The 22,521-nt window shown below is 33.8% G+C and carries 23 protein-coding genes and 5 pseudogenes; 18 read left to right on the top strand and 10 right to left on the bottom strand.

Translation table 11 applies throughout. From position 1 onward, the window contains the following. Positions 1-47 precede the first annotated feature (47 nt). From H280_RS0111845 to H280_RS0111835, 4 genes and pseudogenes are all read left to right on the top strand, one after another. Entirely contained in the window at positions 48-800 is a 753-nt protein-coding gene (locus H280_RS0111845; protein ID WP_020061345.1) for a metallophosphoesterase family protein, read from the top strand. 191 nt (positions 801-991) lie between these two features. Beyond that, positions 992-1,194 (top strand): annotated as a pseudogene (locus tag H280_RS27010) (IS4 family transposase); the annotation flags it as partial. Positions 1,195-1,218: 24 nt separating this feature from the next. Further along, positions 1,219-1,467: pseudogene (locus tag H280_RS26465) on the top strand (recombinase family protein); the annotation flags it as partial. Positions 1,468-1,530: 63 nt separating this feature from the next. Continuing rightward, positions 1,531-2,199, top strand: coding sequence for a serine/threonine protein kinase (locus tag H280_RS0111835; protein ID WP_081625651.1), 669 nt, complete (start codon positions 1,531-1,533; stop codon positions 2,197-2,199). A 45-nt stretch (positions 2,200-2,244) separates the two neighbouring features. Here the strand turns inward: H280_RS0111835 and H280_RS23545 are convergent, their stop codons facing one another. After that, a complete protein-coding gene (locus H280_RS23545) occupies positions 2,245-2,616 on the bottom strand; it encodes a beta-lactamase family protein (protein WP_231401780.1) in 372 nt (123 codons plus the stop codon). Between the two features lie 283 nt (positions 2,617-2,899). Beyond that, complete coding sequence (locus tag H280_RS23540; RefSeq protein ID WP_020061341.1) at positions 2,900-3,304, bottom strand: DUF6022 family protein; 405 nt, start codon at positions 3,302-3,304, stop codon at positions 2,900-2,902. A gap of 359 nt (positions 3,305-3,663) precedes the next feature. On the opposite strand from H280_RS23540, the gene H280_RS0111820 reads away from it, so the two are divergent. After that, the gene (locus H280_RS0111820; RefSeq protein WP_020061339.1) at positions 3,664-4,530 is read left to right on the top strand and encodes an MBL fold metallo-hydrolase; all 867 of its coding nucleotides are present in this window, start codon (positions 3,664-3,666) and stop codon (positions 4,528-4,530) included. A 205-nt stretch (positions 4,531-4,735) separates the two neighbouring features. Here the strand turns inward: H280_RS0111820 and H280_RS0111815 are convergent, their stop codons facing one another. The 3 genes from H280_RS0111815 to H280_RS25765 all read right to left on the bottom strand — a co-directional run bounded on the left by H280_RS0111815 (position 4,736) and on the right by H280_RS25765 (position 6,138). Next, positions 4,736-5,152, bottom strand: a complete 417-nt coding sequence (locus H280_RS0111815; protein WP_020061338.1) for an S-Ena type endospore appendage — start codon at positions 5,150-5,152, stop codon at positions 4,736-4,738. A gap of 164 nt (positions 5,153-5,316) precedes the next feature. After that, on the bottom strand, positions 5,317-5,646 hold the full coding sequence (locus tag H280_RS0111810; RefSeq protein WP_020061337.1) for an S-Ena type endospore appendage: 330 nt from the start codon (positions 5,644-5,646) through the stop codon (positions 5,317-5,319). 351 nt (positions 5,647-5,997) lie between these two features. Further along, the gene (locus H280_RS25765; RefSeq protein ID WP_155895000.1) at positions 5,998-6,138 is read right to left on the bottom strand and encodes a hypothetical protein; all 141 of its coding nucleotides are present in this window, start codon (positions 6,136-6,138) and stop codon (positions 5,998-6,000) included. Positions 6,139-6,580: 442 nt separating this feature from the next. On the opposite strand from H280_RS25765, the gene H280_RS0111800 reads away from it, so the two are divergent. The 9 genes and pseudogenes from H280_RS0111800 to H280_RS26745 all read left to right on the top strand — a co-directional run. Continuing rightward, positions 6,581-7,294: a class I SAM-dependent methyltransferase gene (locus H280_RS0111800; RefSeq protein ID WP_020061335.1), complete on the top strand. Its 714-nt coding sequence runs from the start codon at positions 6,581-6,583 to the stop codon at positions 7,292-7,294. 2 nt (positions 7,295-7,296) lie between these two features. Continuing rightward, the gene (locus H280_RS0111795) at positions 7,297-7,812 is read left to right on the top strand and encodes a 2'-5' RNA ligase family protein (RefSeq protein ID WP_020061334.1); all 516 of its coding nucleotides are present in this window, start codon (positions 7,297-7,299) and stop codon (positions 7,810-7,812) included. Between the two features lie 359 nt (positions 7,813-8,171). Next, positions 8,172-8,740: pseudogene (locus H280_RS23535) on the top strand (RNA-guided endonuclease TnpB family protein). A 612-nt stretch (positions 8,741-9,352) separates the two neighbouring features. After that, positions 9,353-11,248, top strand: coding sequence for an endonuclease MutS2 (locus tag H280_RS0111780; protein WP_020061331.1), 1,896 nt, complete (start codon positions 9,353-9,355; stop codon positions 11,246-11,248). Positions 11,249-11,402: 154 nt separating this feature from the next. Continuing rightward, positions 11,403-12,725, top strand: coding sequence for a DEAD/DEAH box helicase (locus H280_RS0111775; protein ID WP_028411206.1), 1,323 nt, complete (start codon positions 11,403-11,405; stop codon positions 12,723-12,725). 102 nt (positions 12,726-12,827) lie between these two features. Beyond that, positions 12,828-13,520, top strand: a complete 693-nt coding sequence (locus H280_RS0111770; RefSeq protein WP_020061329.1) for a DUF3888 domain-containing protein — start codon at positions 12,828-12,830, stop codon at positions 13,518-13,520. A gap of 51 nt (positions 13,521-13,571) precedes the next feature. Continuing rightward, complete coding sequence (gene gpmA, locus H280_RS0111765) at positions 13,572-14,309, top strand: 2,3-diphosphoglycerate-dependent phosphoglycerate mutase (RefSeq protein WP_020061328.1); 738 nt, start codon at positions 13,572-13,574, stop codon at positions 14,307-14,309. 338 nt (positions 14,310-14,647) lie between these two features. Next, positions 14,648-16,114: an aminoacyl-histidine dipeptidase gene (locus tag H280_RS0111760; RefSeq protein WP_020061327.1), complete on the top strand. Its 1,467-nt coding sequence runs from the start codon at positions 14,648-14,650 to the stop codon at positions 16,112-16,114. A 346-nt stretch (positions 16,115-16,460) separates the two neighbouring features. Continuing rightward, positions 16,461-16,565 (top strand): annotated as a pseudogene (locus tag H280_RS26745) (DNA-binding response regulator); the annotation flags it as partial. 49 nt (positions 16,566-16,614) lie between these two features. Here the strand turns inward: H280_RS26745 and H280_RS0111750 are convergent. Next, positions 16,615-16,740: pseudogene (locus H280_RS0111750) on the bottom strand (IS6 family transposase); the annotation flags it as partial. A gap of 340 nt (positions 16,741-17,080) precedes the next feature. Continuing rightward, entirely contained in the window at positions 17,081-17,671 is a 591-nt protein-coding gene (locus H280_RS0111740; protein WP_020061323.1) for a DUF4030 domain-containing protein, read from the bottom strand. A 194-nt stretch (positions 17,672-17,865) separates the two neighbouring features. On the opposite strand from H280_RS0111740, the gene H280_RS25040 reads away from it, so the two are divergent. The 4 genes from H280_RS25040 (at position 17,866) to H280_RS24430 (ending at position 20,687) form a co-directional block, all read left to right on the top strand. Beyond that, a complete protein-coding gene (locus H280_RS25040; RefSeq protein WP_020061322.1) occupies positions 17,866-18,000 on the top strand; it encodes a YuzL family protein in 135 nt (44 codons plus the stop codon). A gap of 173 nt (positions 18,001-18,173) precedes the next feature. Beyond that, positions 18,174-18,572, top strand: coding sequence for a BlaI/MecI/CopY family transcriptional regulator (locus H280_RS0111730; RefSeq protein ID WP_020061321.1), 399 nt, complete (start codon positions 18,174-18,176; stop codon positions 18,570-18,572). After that, positions 18,569-20,242, top strand: a complete 1,674-nt coding sequence (locus H280_RS24435) for a M56 family metallopeptidase (RefSeq protein ID WP_020061320.1) — start codon at positions 18,569-18,571, stop codon at positions 20,240-20,242. Before H280_RS0111730 ends, H280_RS24435 begins: the two co-directional genes overlap by 4 nt. 178 nt (positions 20,243-20,420) lie before the next feature. Further along, positions 20,421-20,687, top strand: a complete 267-nt coding sequence (locus H280_RS24430) for a hypothetical protein (RefSeq protein ID WP_155894999.1) — start codon at positions 20,421-20,423, stop codon at positions 20,685-20,687. Positions 20,688-20,845: 158 nt separating this feature from the next. Here H280_RS24430 and H280_RS26120 read toward each other — a convergent pair whose 3' ends face one another. From H280_RS26120 to H280_RS0111705, 3 genes are all read right to left on the bottom strand, one after another. Further along, complete coding sequence (locus tag H280_RS26120) at positions 20,846-21,010, bottom strand: hypothetical protein (RefSeq protein WP_020061318.1); 165 nt, start codon at positions 21,008-21,010, stop codon at positions 20,846-20,848. A gap of 145 nt (positions 21,011-21,155) precedes the next feature. Then, entirely contained in the window at positions 21,156-21,593 is a 438-nt protein-coding gene (locus H280_RS0111710) for an ABA4-like family protein (RefSeq protein ID WP_020061317.1), read from the bottom strand. A 33-nt stretch (positions 21,594-21,626) separates the two neighbouring features. Beyond that, entirely contained in the window at positions 21,627-22,520 is an 894-nt protein-coding gene (locus H280_RS0111705; protein ID WP_020061316.1) for a hypothetical protein, read from the bottom strand. Position 22,521 lies beyond the last annotated feature (1 nt).

The following is a 22,521-nucleotide window of genomic DNA, read 5'->3' as shown; positions in this document are numbered from 1 at the left end:
ATACAATGATGAAATAGAGATTAGAATTATTATGAGGGAGAATTTTTATGGGGAAAAATATAGCGTTCATAACAGATATACATGGAAATGCTGTAGCATTACAGGCTGTCCTACAGGAAATAGACAAACGAGAAGATATAGAACACATATACTGTCTAGGCGATATGATTGGTATTGGCCATCAAACAAACGAGGTTTTAGAAGCGCTATTTTCTCGCAATGATACCTCAATGATTACAGGTAATCATGATGAAGCTATATTGGCCTTAATTAACGGTGAGCAATATCCGGAAAGTCATAATATTGGGGAATTACGTAATCATCATGAATGGATTGCGCAAGATCTAGATAAATCCTTTGTTCTTAAATTAAATAAACTTTCAAGATATATACAAACAACCATTGAACAAACACCTACAGCATTAATTCACTACCATATTAACCATAACAAACTATCTGAACATATAAGTAAAGATCCTTTCAGTCAAATTGTTCAGCCGACGCAAGAACATCTTTTAGACTTATTTCATGACTATGGAGAAAAACTAATTTGTTTTGGGCATCATCATCCTGTTCATTTTTTTCAAGCAATGGACAAAACTTTTTTAAATCCAGGCTCACTAGGATGTAACCATGAACCATTCGCTCAATACGGTATTGTTAATTTTGATGCTGGGCAATTCTCTGTTGAATTGAAAAAAGTACCATATGATAACGAAAACTTTATAAATCAATACTTAAAGTTACAAATTCCAGATTATAAAACCATTTTAAAGATTTTTTATGACAAGAACATATAAGCTGATTAAACTAGGAGATTCATTGACTTCTGAGTTCACTGATTATATAAAAGGAACTAAGATTTTGCACTATCCATAAAGCAAAAAAGACGTTATCCTTTCTGTAGAATTATAGGAAAGGATGGCGTTTTTTTATGGGTCTTTCGATTCTTGACGAACTTTAATCGATTGCCGAAGAATTACAACGACATATGTTTCCTCATGCTCTAGAACACCTAGCTAAAGAAAAAAGATTCGTTCAGCAAAAGAAATAATTCATCAATATGCCACGGCCTTTAAACACATTCGGATTCTAGATTCTACAACATTTCAGCTTCCAGATAAGTTTTCTTCACATTATCAAGATTCAGGTGGAAGTAGCCATACGGCAGGAGTCAAAATTCAATTAGAGTATACCTTTACAGACATAATTGGTAAAATTATAATATTATCAGTCTTTGCAGAAAAGGAGCCAATTGATATTAAACAACGTCAAGCTGAAGGAATTGCTCTTGCCAGGAAGCAAGGTAAACGTTTAGGACGTCCGCCTGTCGAAATAACAGAAGAATTTATGGATGCTTACAAGGAATGGAAATCTGGTTCAATTACAGCCGTAGGAGCTATGAAAAAGTATGGCATCAAACGTTCCTCATTTTATAAACTTGCCAAACAGTATGAGGAAAATTAAATTGTATATGTTTTGACATATTTATTTTAAAATGTGGATGGGACCCCTTTTAACAAAACCGGAGTGGAAATGATGAGTATAAATAGTTTTGTGAGATTGATAAAGGACGAATTATTAAAAGAGGTAAGCATAAGAAGTGAGGATGAATTCGAGCCTGTAGTAGTTAAAGATATTCCTAGACTTTGGAAGTGTTTAGGGACAGGTAATTATGCTGCAGTATTTATGCACAAAGAATACAAAGATTGGGTAGTGAAAGTTTACGCACGAGAAGGAGAAGGAATTGAAAAAGAGTCAGAAGTATACCGAAGAATAGGAAATCATCCTTCTTATTCGAAGCTTATATATAAAGGAGAAAATTTCATAGTATTGAATCGTTTAAAAGAAATTACCTTATACGATGCTATTCATAAGGGTATTAAAATTCCTAAGCAGGTAATCCTTGACATCAATGAAGCTTTAGAGTATGCAAGGGAACGAGGATTAACTCCTTGTGATGTTCACGGGAAAAATGTGATGATGGAAAACGGAAGGGGATATGTAGTCGATGTATCTGATTTCTTAAAAACAAAAGAAGATAGTAAGTGGAGAGACCTAGAAAAGGCATATTTTACATTTTACTTACCTTTCATTTATAAATTGCCTTTCCCTGTTAAAATACCGTATTTCATGTTAAACATTGTTAGACGTTCATATAGAAAATATAAGAAGCTTAAAAAGAAATTCAAATTGTAAAAGGACCGTACATTTTAGATATGTCTAATATGTACGTTCCTAATTTTATAACTTCATGAAGTAATCAGTAAGCTTTTCGTTTTCTTTTTCACGCAATTGCTTATTTTCTTCTTCAAGCTCTGGTAAATAGGTTAATACAAAGTCATCTATACTTTTTATATAACCATAAAAAATGGCATATGCCACGGCAAATCCAATATAGCTTTTTCTTACCGAAGCTACATGAAACTGAGTATCAGGCTGTACAATTCTTGCATTAGGTTTATCTGATTGCTTTCCTATATATTCTTCTAACACAATAGAATCATTATGAATCACTATAGTTGAGGCTCCCGAACAAATTACTTGGGTGAATGTGTTTAAAACGTGATTTAATATAGGAGAAAAATCTGTATTACTATGATAATTAAGAAACAATGTAAACCCTCCAAAACTGATTAGATTTAGATAAGTTACAGTTCTGTAAATTCAAGTAATATTCCTTTTTCATAACATTGTATATAGGGAGCGGCACATTACTATCAAATTAAGATTTTGCACTATCCATAAAGCAAAAAAGACGTTATCCTTTCTGTATATTTCTACAAAAAGAATAACATTTTTTTGTATTTAAGGGTATTAAAATCTATTAAGTTAAGGAGCATATATGGTGATTCCTATTTCTTAAATTATGTTGCATTAGCGTCTGATTTTAGAAACATCAAGAATTTTTGTTTAGGATTAGGATTTTTTGGATAATTTCATTTCTTTCAGTACTTGTAAAAGTCTTTAATTTTGGAGCTGAAGGGAGGTTGAAATTTACATGAGAATGAGATAGTTCAAAAAGAAAAGTACCAATTAATTGTTTGTTTTGGTTTTTAATGACAATCCAAAAGATACGCTTTTCATGATCAGGCGTTCCCCATTTTGCTTTTTTAATAGAATTTCTAAAATTTAAGCACCCCGCAATAATAAAGTCATCTTCCTTTGTTTTTTCAGCAGATTGAAAACCAGCATTCTCAAGCTCTTTCCATGCTGGGGGAAGTAGTTTATCTAAGTACATACCATACGTAGCATCTTCATACTCAGGAAATAATTTTTGGAGTTCCTCAATAGGTATTTGCAAGAACTTCTTCCCAATGGTCCTTTAGATAATCAGATACTTTTTGTCCTAACTCTTCAATTGACATTTCGGGTTGGATGTTTAATTTTGACATTTAGATCCCTCCATCATTTTTTATTACTTACTCCTTAATCTTATAACATTAAAGCCAATTATAAAGTTTTCAATTGTATATACTTATTTTAGAGGGGATAAAATGATAAACTTTATAATAAATTTAATTGTTATATAATCAATATAATTGAAAGGTGAGTTCGTAAGACAAAAAAGATTAAAATATTGGTTTATTAGTAATCAAAATAAAAAGTTAAGAAATTTCTAGGCTGGCAATTTTTACACAGTTATAAATGGAGGCAATAGTTATGCAGCAAATTAAAAAAATAGGACATTCATTTTGGTATATGACACCTGTTTCTGAAACAGATAGACCTATCTTAGGAATGGTAGTTGGAAAAGAAAAGAATTTGATGATAGATGCAGGTAATTCAGAAGCACATATACATTTGTTTTTAGAAATGCTAAACGAACAGAACATCTCAAGTCCTGATTTCGTCGCATTAACACACTGGCATTGGGATCATATTTTTGGATTACCTGTATTAAAAAATGCTTTGTCTATCGCACATAGTGAAACAAAAAAAGAGATGAGTACACTCGTTTCTTATGAATGGACAGACGAGGCCTTGGACAGACGAGTAAAAGAAGGTACAGAAATTGAATTTTGTGCTAGTTGTATTAAAAAAGAATTCAGTGAACGACCAAGAAATATTCAAATTGTCTTACCGTCATTAACATTTAAGCAACAACTTGAATTAGATCTTGGTGATGTGACATGTGTGTTAAAGCATGTGGGAGGTGACCATTCACATGACTCCGTTGTTATTTATATTAAAGAAGAAAAGATATTGTTTTTAGGAGATTGTATCTATGCAGATATTTTTTCTACGAAGTGGAACTATACAACGAAACGAACGTTTGAATTAATACAAGAATTAGAGAAGTTTGATGCAAAGACCTATATTCTTTCACACGGGAAAGCAATTGATCGAAATGAGTTTTTGCAAGAGATTCGTTTGTTAAAAACAGTAGGTACCTACACGGAAACATATAAAGGCGATGCCGAAAAAATAAAAACAGCGTATAAACAAGAACTTGATAGAGAATTAAACGAAGATGAGTTAGAAACAATAGAGTACTTTGTAAATGGTTATGAAATGGTTAACTTGTAACATACTACTTCATTTCGAAGAACGACATTAAATACAAAAGAGCCACTCTTTTATACACATGAAAGTGAAATAGGGCGCGGCTGACAAATCCACGCTGATGATGAATGTATCATCTTTGTAAACGTCAAGTAACTCCAAAATATACAATGAAGATTGCTTTTGGAGTTGCTTGACGTTTACTACAAATCTATTTATCCTACCATTCTTATCTGTCTATAGCAAAACATATATCTAAGCAGAATTTGCCGTTCGCACTACCAGGTTGGATAAGACGAATTGTAACTGCTTTGATATTTTGAATTGTTTTAGAAACCGAATTTCCAGGGGGAATTTTGAAAAGAATAGGGTTTCCTGTATTTTGTTCCACATTAACTTCAACAAGTGAGCTTTGTATATCGTTATAAACTGTAACAGTACCAGTAATAGAATTATGAACTTTCTTTTCCCAAACTTCAAGAAAAGTAAAATGATCACTAAGTAAAAAGTTACCGCAAATGTCATTACATACAACTTTGCATTCTTCTTGCGGATTTTGAGGTGGATCATAAATCGGAACAGGAAAAGAACAAGGTATTCCAATTGGATAGTGAATTGGCATAGAATTACAAAGGTTTCTTGTCATGTACAATGCCTCATTTCTAAATAATATAAATACGTATTATATATAATATTTAAAAATCACATATACGTTTACAAATAATAGGGAATAATTAGTAAGAAATTTAGAAAAACACAGTGATTAAAAAAAGATATTAACCCAAAAATGGATTAATATCTTTTCGTAGGTTACGCTACTCGTCTAGAAGCATCAACACAAACTCTACCAGTAACAGGTTGACCAGCAGCACCGGAAAAAGCAACCAATGTTCCTATATTTGCTACATAAACAGTCTTGCTGTCTCCTTGGTTCAATGCGGATATAATGTTTGTACCATTGTTTGCTAAAAAAGTAGTACTACTGCTTGTAGAAAAGTTAGTTAAAGTAACGTAACCAGAAAGTATTGGCCCACCAGTATTATCAAATACAGTAACTCCACCAACTACATCAGCAGCAGTTGTAGTAAAATCATCACATGTAGAAAAAGTGACAAATTGAGGATCAGGGCAACAACCCATATATAACACCCTTTCATTAATTAGATTTGAGTAGTCTGAATAGTAGACAACCCTTACTTTATTACATGTATTTTAAATATAATTGGTCGCGGCTTTTAGGAAGTTAGTAGGAATATAAGAAGAGTTGTGTATTATATCGAGTACAATAAATAAGAACACCATTTTACAAATGCTCTTTTTAAGGAAGGTGCTATAAGAGGTACTTGGATGTTAAAGGTTACAAATTAAGACGAGCTTTCATAAAACGTATGGTTTAGCCCTTTAAAGGTGAGGGGGAATTGAAAAAACTTGACTCTCAATAATTAAATAAACAGATACAGGAAATATTTCATTACAGTATGCAAAAATAACTCAACTTGTATCTTCTTTATCACTATCACTTTTCATCTCTTCTAATAAGGCGTGATGATGATGTAATCTATAAATCACATATGCCCAAACATACCAGTCTAGATTTTGTTTTATATTTGCTAACTCGTTAAACCCATCCATAAAATTACCTTTACCTAAATAAAAAGAAAGAATAACAATTAGGGCTGTTGTTACCCTAAATTCAATACTAATCAAAAAACGAATGATTTGTAAATTCACCTACCTTTCCAAATGATTATTATGTATTTTACTGATAGAGGAAGTAGGTTATGAAAGTGGATTCCATTAATAGGTTATGAATGAGAATAGAAGGAGGCTTGTACTATTTCCTTAAACAAATAGGATTAAGTTGATGAAGAATTGTATCAATGAAACTTAGAGATGAAAATTTAGGATGATTAATATTTCTAAGCGATTCGTTTGTATCTATTCTTCCTGTTCTTGAAATGTATGTTTTAAGGGTTTTAAATCATTTTAATATTTTGAATGTTCGAACGTAGTGAAGTTAATATTTGGTATAATAATATGGGAACTTATAATTTATGGGAGGGGAAGTTCACTCATGAAAAATGAAACGTTACATAGTATGGATGATGTAATAACAATGTTAGATTCTCTATTAAGATCTCCTGAACCATTTTGGAATCAGTTCTATTCTAATCGCGATAAAGAAGTCCCTTTCTTTGCGGATGTGCCCGATGAAAATTTAGTTTCATATTTTGATAGAAAGATGATTCAGAAAGGAAAAGTGTTGGAGCTGGGTTGTGGTCCTGGCAGAAATGCTTTGTATTTAGCAAAAACAGGTTGTGAAGTAGATGCAGTTGATTTATCAGAAGAAGGGATAAAATGGGCGAAAGAAAGAGCGGCTGAGCAAAATGTGTCAGTTCATTTTATCTGTAAGTCTATATTCGATTTACAAGTCTGGAACCAATATGACTTCGTATATGATTCTGGTTGTTTACACCATATACCGCCTCACCGAAGAATCCATTATGTCGAATTAGTGAAGAAGGCATTAAAACCAAACGGGTATTTTGGTTTAACGTGCTTTGCTGCGGGAGAACTAGACGAAAAAAATGGTTCGGAAATATCAGATTGGGATGTATATCGAGGGTGGGGCTTGCAGGGAGGAATTGCGTATTTAGAAGAGAAACTGCGTAACGTTTTTCAAGATTTTGAAGTTATTGAGCTGCGTAAAATGAATGAAATTAAGCAACCGAATGATGTGTTTGGAGAAGCATTTCTTTGGACAGCGCTGTTTAGAAAGAGATTATAGTTATGATGCAAAGAACAATATTACTTTTTTTAAATAGTGATGATTTGTATGAAATTGAAGAAATAAGAAGAAAGCATGATCCTTTATTTGGTTTAATTCCTCCTCACATTACATTAGTATTTCCTTTCATAAGTGAAGTGTCAAACGAGCGTTTAAAAAAGCATATAATAACAAATGTAAGTAATATGAATTCTTTTCATATTACGTTAAGTTCATTGGTTACCAATGCAAAGGAATACTTATTTTTACTCATAGAAGAAGGAAAAGAAAACATAATTGAGCTACATAATAAGTTGTATTCAGATTTTCTTCAACCGTTTCTTTGTAAAGAGATCCCTTATCTTCCACATGTTACAGTAGGAAGAAAAAATGATAAAGAAATGGCCTTGCGTGTAATAAAAGATCTTCCTCCACTTCGAGATACTATGGAGTTTACAATTAATAAAATTACGGTAGAAAGTATAGGGGAAAACGGGGAATCTATTATAGAGTTTGAAGTACAGCTTACAACAGAATAGGGAAATTATTTTTATAAAAATCTTCATCGGAACAATTTTATCTAAAATAGGCGAGAACACTCCCACCTCAAGGAGTGTGAAGGGCGTAGCCCAATGAGTAGGTGTGGGATGAATCGCCTTCGGACAAGGGATGGCTATTTACCATCTCGACTGTCCGACTGCTACTTGTAATAAGTGAAAATAGCTTGTGTACGAGTGCCAAAACCCTTTTGCTCTTTGTATGTATCCACTCTCTCTAAAAGAATTTTGGGAAATCGTAATACTACTGTTTGTTTTTCCATGTCTTCACCTCTAAAATGACATATAAAATATATTAAAATTGGTATAATATGTATATTGTAACGTGTGAGGGGAAGGTCATGATTGTCAATAAAGCGTACAAATTCCGTATATACCCAAACAAAAAACAAGAAATTTTAATCGCTAAGACGATTGGTTGTTCTCGCTTCGTATTCAATCGATTTTTGGCACGTTGGAATGACACATACAAGGAAACAGGAAAAGGATTGACATATCATTCTTGTTCAGCAGAATTAACACAATTGAAAAAGGAATTCATGTGGTTAAAAGAAGTGGACAGTATTTCCTTGCAATCTGTACTCAAAAACCTTGCAGATGCGTTCACTCGTTTTTTAAAAAAACAAACAGAAGCACCTCGCTTTAAGTCTAAAAAGAATAAAATCCAATCCTATACAACAAAACAAACAAACGGAAATATTGCGATTGCAGGAGATAAAATAAAATTACCCAAACTTGGCTTTGTTCTTGTTGTGGTTACCAAAACAAAGACGTTAAGAATCTAAATCTTCGTGAATGGGATAGCCCTTCTTGTGGCACACATCATGACAGGGATATTAACGCAGGACAAAACCTTAAAAACGAAGCTGTAAGACTTCTAACCGTAGGAACTACGGGGATAGCCTACTAAGATAACTAAAGAATACTTTGGTGTTCGTAGGAATCCCCCACTTCAAACAGTCCACAAGGACGTTAAGTGGCGGGTAGTTCAAAAGTAATGTGATGTACCTTTACTTGATTTTGTACATATAGTATAATAATTCCATAATTTAGATTTCAATGAGAATAAAAAATAAATTAGACGAGGTGCTTTTTGTGAGTGGAGTAGTATCTAAATAGGCAAAAATTTAATGAAATAAATCTAATGCCATTGGGTATTTTTATATCAATTTATACCCTGTATTTGGTTGTGGATTTATTTAAGTTACCTATGAAGATACCTACAATACTTTATAAAGCATGTAGCGGTATTTGTTATTAAAGACCTAGACCTTTATTTTGAGAAGGTTTGTTTAATAATAAATATTTGTTTCTACACTTGTCTTGTAAATGTATGTAAAGCTGTGGTATCCCCGCAGCTTTTTTATTTTTTTACGGCTTTTGGATAGGAAGAGTTCTTCCAGATGGATGGGGACCGATCTTCACTGAGAGAAGTTTTTTCTTATATAAACTTATTGAAATCTGATTATTAGGTATCTTCATACATGATTCGATCAATAAATCATAGTGAGGAGAACAAAAAATGAATACAATGACTTTTGAAAAATTGCAGTATAACGAATTGAAGGAAATTGTGAAGTCATATTGTGTAAGTGGATTAGGAAAACAATTATTAGATAAACTACAACCAAGTTCGAATATAAAAGTGGTTAAAAATCGTTTAAATGAAACAACCGAAGCGAAAGAAATATTGAATACCGAAAGTCACGTTCCATTAGTTGGAATTTCCAATGTTGAAAGCATAATTGGGAAGCTGGAAAAAGGAATGATTTTGGAACCAGCTGAATTAGTGAACGTATCAGATTTTTTAAGAGGATGCAGAAAAATTAAGGGATATATGTTAAGTAAAGCATTTTTTGCACCTGTTTTAAGTTCTTACGCATACTCGATGTCAGAGTTCAAAAATATTGAGGAAGAGATTCATTTTTCAATTAAAGGGAATCGAGTTGATTCTGCGGCGAGTAAAGAATTAAAGCGAATTCGCAATCATATCGAAACAGCAGAAGGAAAGATTGGAGATCGCTTAAATAAATTTTTAAAAAGTAGTGCAAATAAGGAGTATATTCAAGAATTCTTTATTAGCAAAAAAGACGATCGATTTACTGTTCCTATTAAGGCTTCTTATAAAAATCAAGTTGCAGGAACCATTGTAGAGATGTCTTCTAAAGGTTCAACAGTCTTTATGGAACCAGCTGTTATTTCAAAATTAAGCGGTGAGTTAGCGAGTTTAAAAGCGGAAGAGGCGATAGAAGAGTATCAAATATTAGCCACTTTATCAGGAATGATTTTTGAGAATGTTAGTGATATCAAAATTAATATTGAGCTTATAAGTCAATACGATATGATTTTCGCGAAAGCTAAATTTAGTAAGAGTATAGGTGGAATCGCACCGAAATTAAATAGTCATGGATATATAAAACTAGTTGAATGTAAACATCCTCTTTTACAAGGTGAGATTATTCCATTACATTTTGAGATTGGAAAAGAATATCGCAGTTTAGTCATTACGGGACCAAATGCTGGAGGAAAAACAATTGTTTTGAAAACAATTGGATTATTAACTTTAGCAACAATGTCAGGGTTTCATATTCATGGTGATGAAGAGACTGAAATTGCCCTTTTTGATTCTATTTTTGTAGATATAGGTGACAATCAAAGTATTGAAAATGCTTTAAGTACGTTTTCTTCACATATGAAAAACATTTCAGAAATTATGAGAATATCTAACAATAATACGTTGTTGTTATTTGATGAAATTGGTAGTGGTACAGAACCGAATGAAGGTGCTGCACTTGCGATTGCCATTTTAGAAGAGTTTTATCAAATGGGTTGTATTACAGTTGCGACGACTCATTATGGTGAAATTAAACGATTCTCAGAAATTCACAGTGACTTTATGAATGCGGCTATGCAATTTCATAATGAAACATTAGAGCCGATGTATCAATTAATGATTGGAGAATCTGGGGATAGTAACGCACTTTGGATCTCTAGAAAGATGAATTTACGGGGACATGTTTTGGAGCGAGCACAGTGTTATATGGAAAATAAAGATTATAACTTAGAGCTTGTAAAAGAAAATAAAATAAAGAAGCCTGAAGTGAACGCGGTGAAAACGAAAGAAACTTATGAGTATGAGATTGGAGACAAAGTAACATTATTGGATCACAATGATTCTGGTATTGTATACAAGACAAAAGATAGTTTCAATAATATTGTAGTACTATACAAAGAAGAGTTTATTGAAGTAAATTATAAGCGTGTTATTTTGGAACTGAAAGCAGCAGAGTTGTATCCAGAAGGCTATGATTTAAATACTTTGTTTGTAAGTTATAAAGAGAGAAAGCTGCAACATGATATAGAACGAGGCTCTAAAAAAGCATTAAGAAAAATACAAAAAGAAATAAGAAAAAAATAATTCAATTGTTAGTAACCCTTCATTTAAATGGTAGTACGTTTTGAAGTGAGGGGTTATTTTATATTTGAAAAATAGAATGAATGTAATCTTATTTTTCATCTTTAGCAAAATAAATGGTACAATCAATATTTGATATGAAAAATAGTGAAAAGAAGTGATCGATTTGAAAAGTTTTTTAGAATTAGGAATTAGCACTACGTTAAATGATACATTAAGAGAAAATGGAATTGTGGAATCAACACCGATTCAAGAAAAAGCAATCCCAGTAGTACTAGCAGGAAAAGATATTATTGGACAAGCAAAAACAGGAACAGGAAAAACATTAGCATTTATTTTGCCGATATTAGAAAAAATAAATCCGCAGTCAAGTCATGTCCAGGCGTTAATTGTAGCGCCAACACGAGAATTAGCACTGCAAATCACAAGCGAAATTGAAAAAATGACTGTGCATGTAAATGATATTCATGTGCTTGCGGTATATGGCGGACAAGATGTCTCACAGCAAATGAAGAAATTACAAGGAAATACACATATTGTTGTCGCGACACCGGGCCGTTTATTAGATCATTTACGCCGCAGGACAATTGAATTATCGCATGTATCTATGCTCGTTTTAGATGAAGCAGATCAAATGCTGCATTTTGGTTTTTTACCAGAGGTAGAAGAAATTATTGAACAAACACCTGTTGAAAGACAAACGATGTTGTTTTCTGCGACGATGGCTAAACAAATTCAATCGCTTGCAAAGCGCTATATGAACAAACCTGAAATCATAAAAATTCAAAGTGCAGAGGTTACAGTAAATAATATTCAACAACGCGTTGTTGAAACGACAGACAGGGCAAAACAAGATACACTTCGTCAACTGATGGAACAAGATCAACCATTTTTAGCAGTTATTTTCTGCCGTACGAAACGAAGAGCTACTAATTTGTATGAGGCGCTGAAGGGATACGGATATAACTGTGATGAACTGCACGGTGATTTATCGCAAGCAAAACGCGAGCGTGTTATGAAGCGTTTTCGGGATGCTGAAAGTCAATATTTAATCGCAACAGACGTAGCAGCAAGAGGACTTGATGTAGAAGGTGTTACGCATGTATTTAACTACGACATTCCAGAAGATGTTGAAAGTTATATTCACCGCATTGGACGGACAGGCCGTGCTGGTGGAAGTGGATTGGCGATTACATTAGTTGCGCCAAAAGATAAAATGTATTTACAGCAAATTGAAAAAGGAATTAACGCATCCTTACAACGACAAGTAGTAGAACTACCTAACAAACAAGAATCTGAGAACAAAGAACAAAGATCGCAAAAGCCAAAAGAAAAGAAACCATTTAAAGAGAAGAAGCAATTTAGTCAATCTGGACGCCGTGATAGAAAAGAAGGACCGAAAACAGAGAAATCTGGTTTTGGTCAACCGAGCAAAAAGAAGCATAGTGCAAAGCCGGGACAGAAAAAGCGCGGACGATAGAAATATAGTAATTATTAAACATGAGTACCTTTTGAAAAGGGGACTCATGTTTTTTTTATGTGCATAAAAACTTTAGGACATACTAACAGGCGAGGTGATTTGATGAAGAAGTTTGTTGTAATCATTATTTTCACTTTATTTATGTTTTCTTTAACTAGCTTCGTACACGGTGAAGAAAAGAACAAAGTACAAGATTATTTTGATGTGAATATAAATGGATATCATTTGTATGTTCTAGACGATTTTGTCGAACTTATTAATGTAGGAAAAGTTACTTCCTTAACAAAAATATTTTTTGAAATTTTACGGAGAGAACAACAATGGGTATTAGAACCGAGAGTGTATGTAAAAGGGAATTTTGGATATGTTCATATTGTAAAACAAAATGGTGTGAATGCTCTTTATCATATGAAGAACATACATGAGAATTGGACGATTTTACGAAAAGAAAAGAAGACTATAAATAGAATACCTGTTCCGAAAGAATTGCTAAAGGAAGTTCTTATCGAACGACTTGTAGAGTATATCGGTGGTGCTGTAAAAGATTATTATGGTGAAAGTAGGCTATGGTACAGAGGAAGCGAAAGAATATTAAGTATTGAGAAAGATAAAGCGAGCTTTGAATTTTATGTTATTGTTCAAGTTATTACGTTTAAAGGGGCCCATAATCCGCCGTATGGAGAAGAGACGATGACATTTCGAGTAAAAGGTGGGGGCCAGGTTCAACTCATGGATTACAAACATCGCGACCTTTCTGACACTGAATTATCTAAATTGAAACTAAGAACAATATAAGAGTAGTGCGTGATAGATGTAAACATTTTATTCCTTGGAGGAGATATTGTTATGATTAAGCTTGTGCTTCTTCGTCACGGTCAAAGTGTGTGGAATGTGGAAAATAGGTTTACTGGATGGACCGATGTTGATATGTCGAAAAATGGATTACAGGAAGCAAGAGAAGCAGGACAAATTTTAAAGGCGAATGGCTATACGTTTGACGTAGCATACACTTCTGTATTAAAACGAGCAATTCGAACGCTTTGGATTATTCTTCATGAGATGGATCTTGCCTGGGTACCTGTCTATAAATCATGGTATTTAAATGAACGTCATTACGGTGCACTGCAAGGCTTAAATAAGGATGAAACGACGAAGAAGTACGGAGAAGAACAAGTACATATATGGCGCAGAAGTACAAATGTAAGACCGCCAGCACTTACGAAAGCCGATCCGCGTTATGAATTTTCAGACCCTAGATATAAACATTTAAAAGAAGGAGAATTTCCTCTTACCGAGTGCCTAGAAGATACAACAAAACGAGTTCTGACGTATTGGCATGAAGAAATTGTGCCAGTATTACAAAAGGGCGAGAAAGTAATTATTTCATCGCATGGGAATACAATCCGGTCGCTTGTAAAATATTTAGATCATTTATCCGATGATGGCGTTGTTACATTAAATATTCCTACGAGCATTCCGCTTGTTTATGAATTAGATGATAACTTAAAACCAATTCGGCATTATTATTTGAGCATGGATGGAGAAGTGCCAGAAGGGGAAATTCCGAAGCATATACAACTTTAATATAAAAAATGGATAGATGTGTCATAACGCACATCTATTTTGGGTTTTCTAGATGATTTATATTGTGAGTGCCCCCTATAGTATATTGAAAAATAACATTGCTTTAAAGGCTTTTTTATTTTATATGTAATGTGAATTTAGTTAGGCAGTGTAGTATTAAAAGGGTATAAATTATAAATCTTAATGGACAAAGTTACGAAATTTGTAAGAAGTACAAACCGGTCATATATCATTTGAAAATGATACAATACTTATATAAACCTACACCTTGTTACATGGTAATAAGGTGTAGGTAAAATCAAAATGCAATTTTATTTTAATGAAAAGAGGGGAAGCGTATGTATACAAGTGTAACGGAATTAGTTAAGCACCCTATATTTTATCATTTTGCAGAAATTTCAAAGATTCCAAGAGGATCAGGAAATGAGAAAGCAATTAGTGATTATTTAGTCAAATTTGCGCAAGAGAGAAATTTAGAAGTTGTACAAGATTATGCGTTAAATGTCATTATTAAGAAACCAGCGACAGCTGGATATGAGAATGTGCCAACGATTATTATTCAAGGGCATATGGATATGGTATGTGAAAAGAATCAAGCAACTGTTCATGATTTTGAGAAAGATCCAATTCAATTACGAATTGAGGAGGATATGCTGTATGCGAATCATACAACGTTAGGTGCGGATAATGGGATTGCAATTGCCTATGCATTATCATTATTAGACGCAACTGATATTCCACATCCTGCTCTTGAAGTTGTAATTACGACAGAAGAAGAGACAACAATGGGCGGCGCTTTTGCAGTTGATCCAAGTCATTTTAGCGGTAAAATCTTTATAAATCTTGATTCAGAAGAAGATCATAAATTATTAGTAAGTAGTGCGGGCGGCGCCAAAGCAGTTGAAACCATTTCTATTGTTTGGGAAGAAACGCCAGCTAACGTATTACCGTGTCGTCTTTTTGTTGGCGGATTAAAAGGTGGACATTCTGGTATGGAAATTGATAAAGAAAGAGGAAACGCCAATAAACTTTTAGGCAGAGTCCTTTATGATTTATCCAATGAAATTGCATTTTCTATGAGTGACGTTCATGGTGGATTAAAAACAAATGCAATCCCGCGTGAAAGTGCAGCAACAATTTTACTTTCTGAAAGTGATATGCAAAAAGTCGAAGAGAAAGTAAAAGAGTGGACAAGCACTTTACAAGAAGAACTGCGCGCTGTGGACCCAGATGTAACTGTTTCTCTTACGAAATTAGAAGAAACAGTTGAAAATGTATTTGCAAAAGAAACACAAAAACAACTCATTTCTTCATTATTCCTAATTCCTAACGGTATTCAAAGCATGAGCATGGAAATAAAAGGACTAGTGGAAAGTTCTACAAATTTAGGTGTTGTTGAAACGTTACATAATGAAATTAAATTAAGAAACGAAGTAAGAAGTTCTGTGAAAAGCTTAAAACAACATATTGTAGAGGAAATTAAGCATATTGCAGCAGTAGTGGGAGCGCAGTTTGAAAAAGAATCTGAATATCCAGAATGGCCATACAATCCAAATTCCTCAATTCGCAGCTTATTTGAAAAGGTGCATAAAGAAAAGTATGGCACAGATATAGAGATTTTTGCGGTTCATGCTGGAATTGAGTGTGGTGTATTTATGGAAAAAATCCCAGGATTAGATGCAATTTCTCTTGGACCAGATATGTTTCATGTTCATACACCAGATGAGCATGTAAACATCCCCTCTGTTGTGAATAACTGGGAGTATTTTATTGAAGTATTGCGAGAAACAAAGTCATTAGTTTAAACGTATGTAAGAGGGAAAAGAGATGCTTATTCATTGAAAGCATCTCTTTTGTTTGCTGCAGGAATAACAAGACTTCTTATAAAATTTCACATACCGTATTAAAAATTATATAAAAAAATAAAGAAATATAAAAAATGGATGCATAGCTGCAAGCGTGCTATATAGAACGTCTAATAAAATAGTTAAAAGGAAGGAATACTAATATTTGGTATAATTAAAAGCAGATTTCTAATGACCATAGAGGATTGAATTCTATCAAGGAACAGCTGCTTTTATTAAACGGTAAAATGACAATTTCAGAATATAATCCTTCTGGTGTATGTGTTGCTATTTCCTATGAAGGGAGATGATTCCTATGAATATTTTATTAATAGATGATCACGCTTTATTTTCCAAAAGTTTGGAGATAGCTTTGGAAGATTATCCTGAAATAGATCATTTTTATTCATTACTGGATTACGTTATTGGACATAATTCTTCCTCCCCTTAATCATTTATATGGCTGGTTCATATGACTCGAATCCTAACATAGAACGCACACGTTTCTTAATGAAACGGTGATCCTGTTTCACTATATTATTGAGATATTTAACTTGCCTTATTTGTATCCCTTCAGGCATACGCCGAAACTCCAACTTCTTCTGCTACTACATCTACTTCTACTTCACCTACAAAAAATATAAATCGCCCATCAGATACTGATAAAGTATTTATGCAGGAAATCGATCAAGACGGTAAGGTAGTTAAAACTTACTCTAAAACCGAGATAGAACAGATGCAACAACATAAACAGAACAACATTCTTTACAGCATGAATACTTATGATTTCGGTGCAATGTCCTTCAGAAGTAACATGTGGATTGGAAAAGGCACTAATTTTTATCGCCCTCAAAGTGTCTGGGTAGACGCAAAGTATAGAACTAGTGGATTAGGAGTTGCGGTGTATGCCGATGGTACTTTTATGTGTTAATTAATTACTTGTTTATCCTGGTTATATACTTTAATCATATAAGAATCAGCTTTAACCCAACTTTTAAGTTTCTCTGTGCTAAGAAACTCCTTTATATCATTTTCAACCTTTTTTGCATATGCATGTGCTTCTACATCTGAATTCTTTACAGGAGTATGAACACCTAGAGTAATAGGTTGATTCGAACTCATAGAAATTTGTTGAAGTGTAAACTCCTTATACCCTTTTGACTTAAATAATTCATTAAACAGGCTACTTTGAATTTCATCCCATCTATGTTCTTGTTTTACTTGCGCCATATTTTTCTGGTTAATATGAATTGTACGTGGTTGGATACCTTGTTTTTCTAATTGCTCGTTAATTTTGCTTCGTACCTTACTTGCGTTTTCAACGTCTGCTATTTCTAAATCGACTACTTTATCTTTTTCATCTATGGAAGCCCCAATAAAAGATTCTTTATCCACAACAAGAAGGACAGTGTCCATAACTTTTGAGTCTTCACTACTATTCTCCGTATCGGTCTGTTGGCAAGAACACAATAAAACAATAGGTAAAATTAACCCAAATACTCCTATTTTTATTTTCATCTCAATCCCCTTTCTTTTATTTAATAATTCTCCTTTAACATATAAAGATTTATTGAAAATCCCTCCAGTTTCAGTTGAATTCAAATTATAAAGAAATAGCTTACTTTAAATATACAACCAATGTTGGGGATCTTTTCCTTTGCTCTGTATAGTTTCACGTCTCAAAGCAAAAAGTAACGTTGGAGGTGAGCAAAATGGGTCGAAAAATTAAACAGAATCCTTCAAGAGCAGGTCTTGGCTCTTCTCAAGTTGAAGGTCAAGGAACGACTACGAGCGAAACGGGTTCCGCTAAAGTTCCTTCATCAAATAAGAGACAAAAACGTAGCTAATTATAATTTGTTATTTTTTCGTTGTTGAAAAAGTTTTTATGTTAAACAAGTGCAATTTTAATATGAAAATTGCACTTGTTTTCATGCCTAAAATATGGTTGACAATATTAGACTACAAATGTAATATATTCATTAGACTACATTTGTAATATCGGAAAGGAGAAAGCATAAATATGAAAGAAATTCCTAAAATATCTGAAGCTGAGTTGGAAATAATGAAAGTTCTTTGGTCAAAAGCGCCTCAAACAGCAAATGAAATTATTAAAGCCCTTGAAGGAAAAATGGATTGGAGTCCAAAAACAATTCGAACGTTGATTAACAGATTAGCGCAAAAAGAAGCAATATCAGCTCATCAAGAAATCGGAAAAATGTATACATATACTCCTTTAGTTTCTCAAGATCATTATTTGCAAGTAGAAACAAAGTCATTTCTTAAACGTTTTTATGGTGCAGCAATGAAACCATTGCTTGTAAACTTTTTAAAGGAAGAAAAGCTTTCACAAGAAGAAATTAATGAATTTAAACGTATTCTTGATGATAAAAGTGAAGCTGAGCAAAGAAAAGAACGATGAGTGTAGAAATCTTAAATAGTCAACTTACGCAAGTTTTCAATTGGATACTTGAATCTTCATTAATGGCTAGTATTTTAGTTGGAATCATTTTATTTATTAAACTTGTGCTTAAAAACAAGTTAACGCCGAGATGGCAGTATATAGTATGGATTATTGTTATTTTTCGGTTACTTTTACCGTCTGCACCTGAAAGCTCGTACAGTATATATAACATCTTCTTACCTAATCGTGAGATTCCTCCTACTGTCAATGTTTCTACTGTGAATTATGAAAAGACAAACGTTTCCGGTAAAGCAGTCACTATTGAAAGGGGAAAAGGATCATTTACCCAATCAAAATCGCACCATAAAAATTACAGTTCAGTTTACAAAATTGTACTATATGTGTGGTTGTTTGGCGTTGTTTGTTTTGGAATTTTTATGATTGTATTAAACAAGCGTGTCTATATGTATATAAAGAAACAACCACTTATTACTGAGAAAAGAATTATCAATCTTTTGGAGCATTGTAAACGTACAATGTCTATTAAACGAAATATTCCTATAGTTGTATCTGGTAACATCTCAAGTCCAACAGTTCTTGGGTTTATAAAACCGAGAATCTTGCTATCTGAAAATCATATGAGAATGCTAGATGATGATCAACTACGTTTTATTTTCTATCATGAATTAGCACATGTGAAACGAAAAGACGTTGGCATGAATTGCTTGATGAATAGTTTACTTATTTTGCATTGGTTTAATCCAATTCTTTGGTATGCATATTACCGAATGCGCGAAGATCAAGAAATTGCATGCGATGCACTTGCACTTACATATATCGATTTTAAACAGAGAATTAATTATGGGTATACAATTATCAATCTATTAGAAGACTATTCAGATCGTTATCAGATTCCTAGCTTAGCAAATTTAACAAGGAACAAGCTAGCACTAAAAAGGAGAATTGTGATGATTAAACAATTTCAAAAAAAATCGTATCGTTGGTCGCTATTGGGGCTTACTGCCGTTATTTCTATATCAGCGATTTCATTAGTGAATGCAGAAGAACCTACTCAAAAAGCTAAAAAGTTATTTGGAGAAAATCAAAACGACAGACAAATCAGTATGGATGAAGAAGCGCCAGACCCTGGACTTGATATCACAGACATTTCGAAGAAAACAAAGAAAGAGCGCCATACCGTTGTATTACCAACAGAAACTCATCGTAGTTTATTTAAAGAAGTATTTTGGAATCAATCGAAAAAAGGAGAACTTTATAAAGGACAAATTCAAACAAATGATATTGATATTGATCAAGCTTTCGCAAACGAAACAGTAGAAATAAGTCCACTCCCTAGTAAATATAAAATGGCTGCTTCTTTTAGTAGGAAAAACCCGTGGCCAGTTTTTATTTTAGGGAAGTTAAAAGATGAAAAAGGAAATACATATACCTGGAAACAACCTTATCAAAATGAGCATCCTTATCAAGACCCTATATTATATTTGGATCATGTAGTGGATTTGCCAAATTTTGAAGGAGAAACTGCGAAAGTAGCTCTTCGTTTTATTTGGTTAACTGATGAAGGGAAATGCTACGGAGTTGGCGATAAGTTATTTATGTTAAAAAAACAAGAAACATTGACTGCAAAAGATCAGGAATATTCAGCATTGCCGCCTGTAACGAAATAAGATAAGAATGAAACTCTTTAAAAGAAGAGAGTATGGATTAGTAAGATAAAGAGCGTATGTATATTATTATTTCATGTTAATAGAGAGATATTTTCAAGATGATTTTCCAAAAAAAATAATTATCCATAATAGACTTTGTGTAAACAGAGTCTATTTTTATTTACGTGATTCTTCTGGGATGAAACAACTATATTTACATCAAAATGATAAAACATATTATTTTTGTGCAGAGCAAGAATGTAATGTAGTGTACTTTAATGAAGAACAGCAAGTATTTATCAAAAACGATCTTAAAGTTCCTCTTTTTCAAAAAGATATAGAAGAAGATGTGCCTGCTTGTTACTGTTTTAATTGGACACGAGCACGTATTCGTGAAGAAATAAAGCAAACTGGTAAGAGCCAAGCTGTACAAGAGATATCGATGCATATTAAAGATGCGAAGTAAATAATCCTCAAGGATCTTGTTGTCTAGGAAACGTATCTGCGTTTATAAAGCAAGTTGAAAAATAGTATGATTAACTTCCGCTAACATTAGTTATGTGAATGGAGCAAAAATAGCTAGAGCTCGTAGTAGTTATATATTTCAACTCTAGCTATTTTCGTTTATTCAGAATCAATAAGGTTAACAGCCCTAATTTTCATGTCAGGTTGTTGAGCTAATATTTGTTGTTTTGCTTCTTTAACATCACTCGCTTGTACTTTTTTGTAATATACAACTCCTTTAGGACATTGATATTCAACATTATAGTCTTTCTGTTTAGAGTCCATTTTTATTCCTCCTTACATTATGTGAATTTTTTAGGGACTATCTCTTTTGATGTTTTAGATATATTTGTTAAAAATATCTCCTTATAATATTTCTACTTATAAAAATCTCAAAAAGAACGTTATATTTTCGATAGCTTACTTAGTTTTATAAAGTTACCTTGTTCCGTTTCCTTACCTGCCGTAGCACAAGATAACATAACAACCCAAGCGGGCCGAACATTAGGATAAGGAATAAGAGTATAGATTGCAAGGGTATAGATACATACCGATGTTCCATGTTATCCCTATAAACGTAATGGCCGATCGCCTGATCGAAACAAAGTAAATGAATCCAGGCGAGTAAGGCAAAGTCCGGTTTGGACAACAGTCGGATGACACCTTCCGCCGACCCGAAATCTTGAACGAATCCAAAGCCTGAACTTACGATAACCATGATGATTCCAGTAGCATAAAGTGCAGCAAGATACATAGGGAAAATGGCTATGCTCGCGAGAAACCTTGTGACTCGCCACGTCGGCAACAGTATTAGAAGAAGCCAGAGCAGTATAGCTATGCCTGCAAGAGAAAACAGCTTTTCATACATCGTTACAATTCTCCTCTCCAGGAAAATATTATTTTAATTTCTATGCGATGATGGATTGGCAGATATCGGTTTCGGTCTCAGCAATTTTAATACAGCGGAAACGAATATGGCAAACCAAATGAGCAGCATGGCGCCGGAAAGAACCGGCAGCACTGTCAGTTCAAAAACGGAACGTCCGAGAGTGGTTTGTAAACCAATCAGCATGATAGAAAGCGTCCAGGAGAAACTTCCAAAATGAATTCGCCGCAGGGCATGCCTACTACATGTATATGCCCGCTCCGATACCCATCCTAACAATGCTAGTGCCTGCAAAGCATGAAAGCTGAGTCCATGAAGGACAATTAAGTTTCCTGCCTCGCCCGTATATCGGCTTTGCAGCGCGATCATCCATATTCCTGAGATAAAGGCAATAATGGCCGAGAAAAGTGCATAGCGGATGCCCAATACTAACAGCGGACGTTCATTCGTCTGTCTTTTGCGATAAAACGGGATGGCAAGCAGTACAGTCACGATGATGATCAATAGTGAATCAAGCCCGAACAAAGTGCCAGCAATCGAATCAATAGCAGAGCCAGCGCGCGTAAACCGTGGATTAATCCCGCGAAAATGCTGGATCGTTTCGACGGCGTAGGCATATAGAGTTGTCAGTGCGAAAGTCCAACGAATAGCTGCCCGTTTGCGGGAACTCAGCCCTGCTATCGGTAAAATGGCTGCTATGGACAAAATAAATAATGCGATCGCGGCATTAAAAGAAAACGCTCGCTCCAAGTCGCCTTCTGGAAAAATGATTGCCCCGTATAGTTCAATATATACAGCAATACTAACTGCAAGCATAAAGCCAAGCATGGTAATAATTACGAGCAGCTTTTCTCCATCAAAGAGCTGCATCCCCGGTATTGTGTCGACCTTTTGATTGCCTGCCTTCATC

It is taken from the genome of Bacillus sp. 123MFChir2 (assembly GCF_000383235.1).
Taxonomy (GTDB): domain Bacteria; phylum Bacillota; class Bacilli; order Bacillales; family Bacillaceae_G; genus Bacillus_A.
The sequence above is the reverse complement of the archived record's forward strand: the minus strand, read 5'-3'. Positions and strand labels throughout refer to the sequence as shown.

Coding starts and splice junctions, on each gene's coding strand:
- H280_RS0111845 (WP_020061345.1), top strand. CDS start 48: ATGGGGAAAAATATAGCGTTCATAACAGATATACATGGAAATGCTGTA.
- H280_RS24435 (WP_020061320.1), top strand. CDS start 18,569: ATGAGTGTAGAAATCTTAAATAGTCAACTTACGCAAGTTTTCAATTGG.
- H280_RS0111810 (WP_020061337.1), bottom strand. CDS start 5,646: ATGGGTTGTTGCCCTGATCCTCAATTTGTCACTTTTTCTACATGTGAT.
- H280_RS0111800 (WP_020061335.1), top strand. CDS start 6,581: ATGAAAAATGAAACGTTACATAGTATGGATGATGTAATAACAATGTTA.
- H280_RS0111795 (WP_020061334.1), top strand. CDS start 7,297: ATGATGCAAAGAACAATATTACTTTTTTTAAATAGTGATGATTTGTAT.
- H280_RS0111815 (WP_020061338.1), bottom strand. CDS start 5,152: ATGACAAGAAACCTTTGTAATTCTATGCCAATTCACTATCCAATTGGA.
- H280_RS0111760 (WP_020061327.1), top strand. CDS start 14,648: ATGTATACAAGTGTAACGGAATTAGTTAAGCACCCTATATTTTATCAT.
- H280_RS24430 (WP_155894999.1), top strand. CDS start 20,421: ATGAAACAACTATATTTACATCAAAATGATAAAACATATTATTTTTGT.
- H280_RS0111705 (WP_020061316.1), bottom strand. CDS start 22,520: ATGAAGGCAGGCAATCAAAAGGTCGACACAATACCGGGGATGCAGCTC.
- H280_RS0111770 (WP_020061329.1), top strand. CDS start 12,828: ATGAAGAAGTTTGTTGTAATCATTATTTTCACTTTATTTATGTTTTCT.
- H280_RS25765 (WP_155895000.1), bottom strand. CDS start 6,138: ATGGATGGGTTTAACGAGTTAGCAAATATAAAACAAAATCTAGACTGG.
- H280_RS0111820 (WP_020061339.1), top strand. CDS start 3,664: ATGCAGCAAATTAAAAAAATAGGACATTCATTTTGGTATATGACACCT.
- H280_RS0111730 (WP_020061321.1), top strand. CDS start 18,174: ATGAAAGAAATTCCTAAAATATCTGAAGCTGAGTTGGAAATAATGAAA.
- H280_RS26120 (WP_020061318.1), bottom strand. CDS start 21,010: ATGGACTCTAAACAGAAAGACTATAATGTTGAATATCAATGTCCTAAA.
- H280_RS0111740 (WP_020061323.1), bottom strand. CDS start 17,671: ATGAAAATAAAAATAGGAGTATTTGGGTTAATTTTACCTATTGTTTTA.
- gpmA (WP_020061328.1), top strand. CDS start 13,572: ATGATTAAGCTTGTGCTTCTTCGTCACGGTCAAAGTGTGTGGAATGTG.
- H280_RS0111710 (WP_020061317.1), bottom strand. CDS start 21,593: ATGTATGAAAAGCTGTTTTCTCTTGCAGGCATAGCTATACTGCTCTGG.
- H280_RS25040 (WP_020061322.1), top strand. CDS start 17,866: ATGGGTCGAAAAATTAAACAGAATCCTTCAAGAGCAGGTCTTGGCTCT.
- H280_RS0111780 (WP_020061331.1), top strand. CDS start 9,353: ATGAATACAATGACTTTTGAAAAATTGCAGTATAACGAATTGAAGGAA.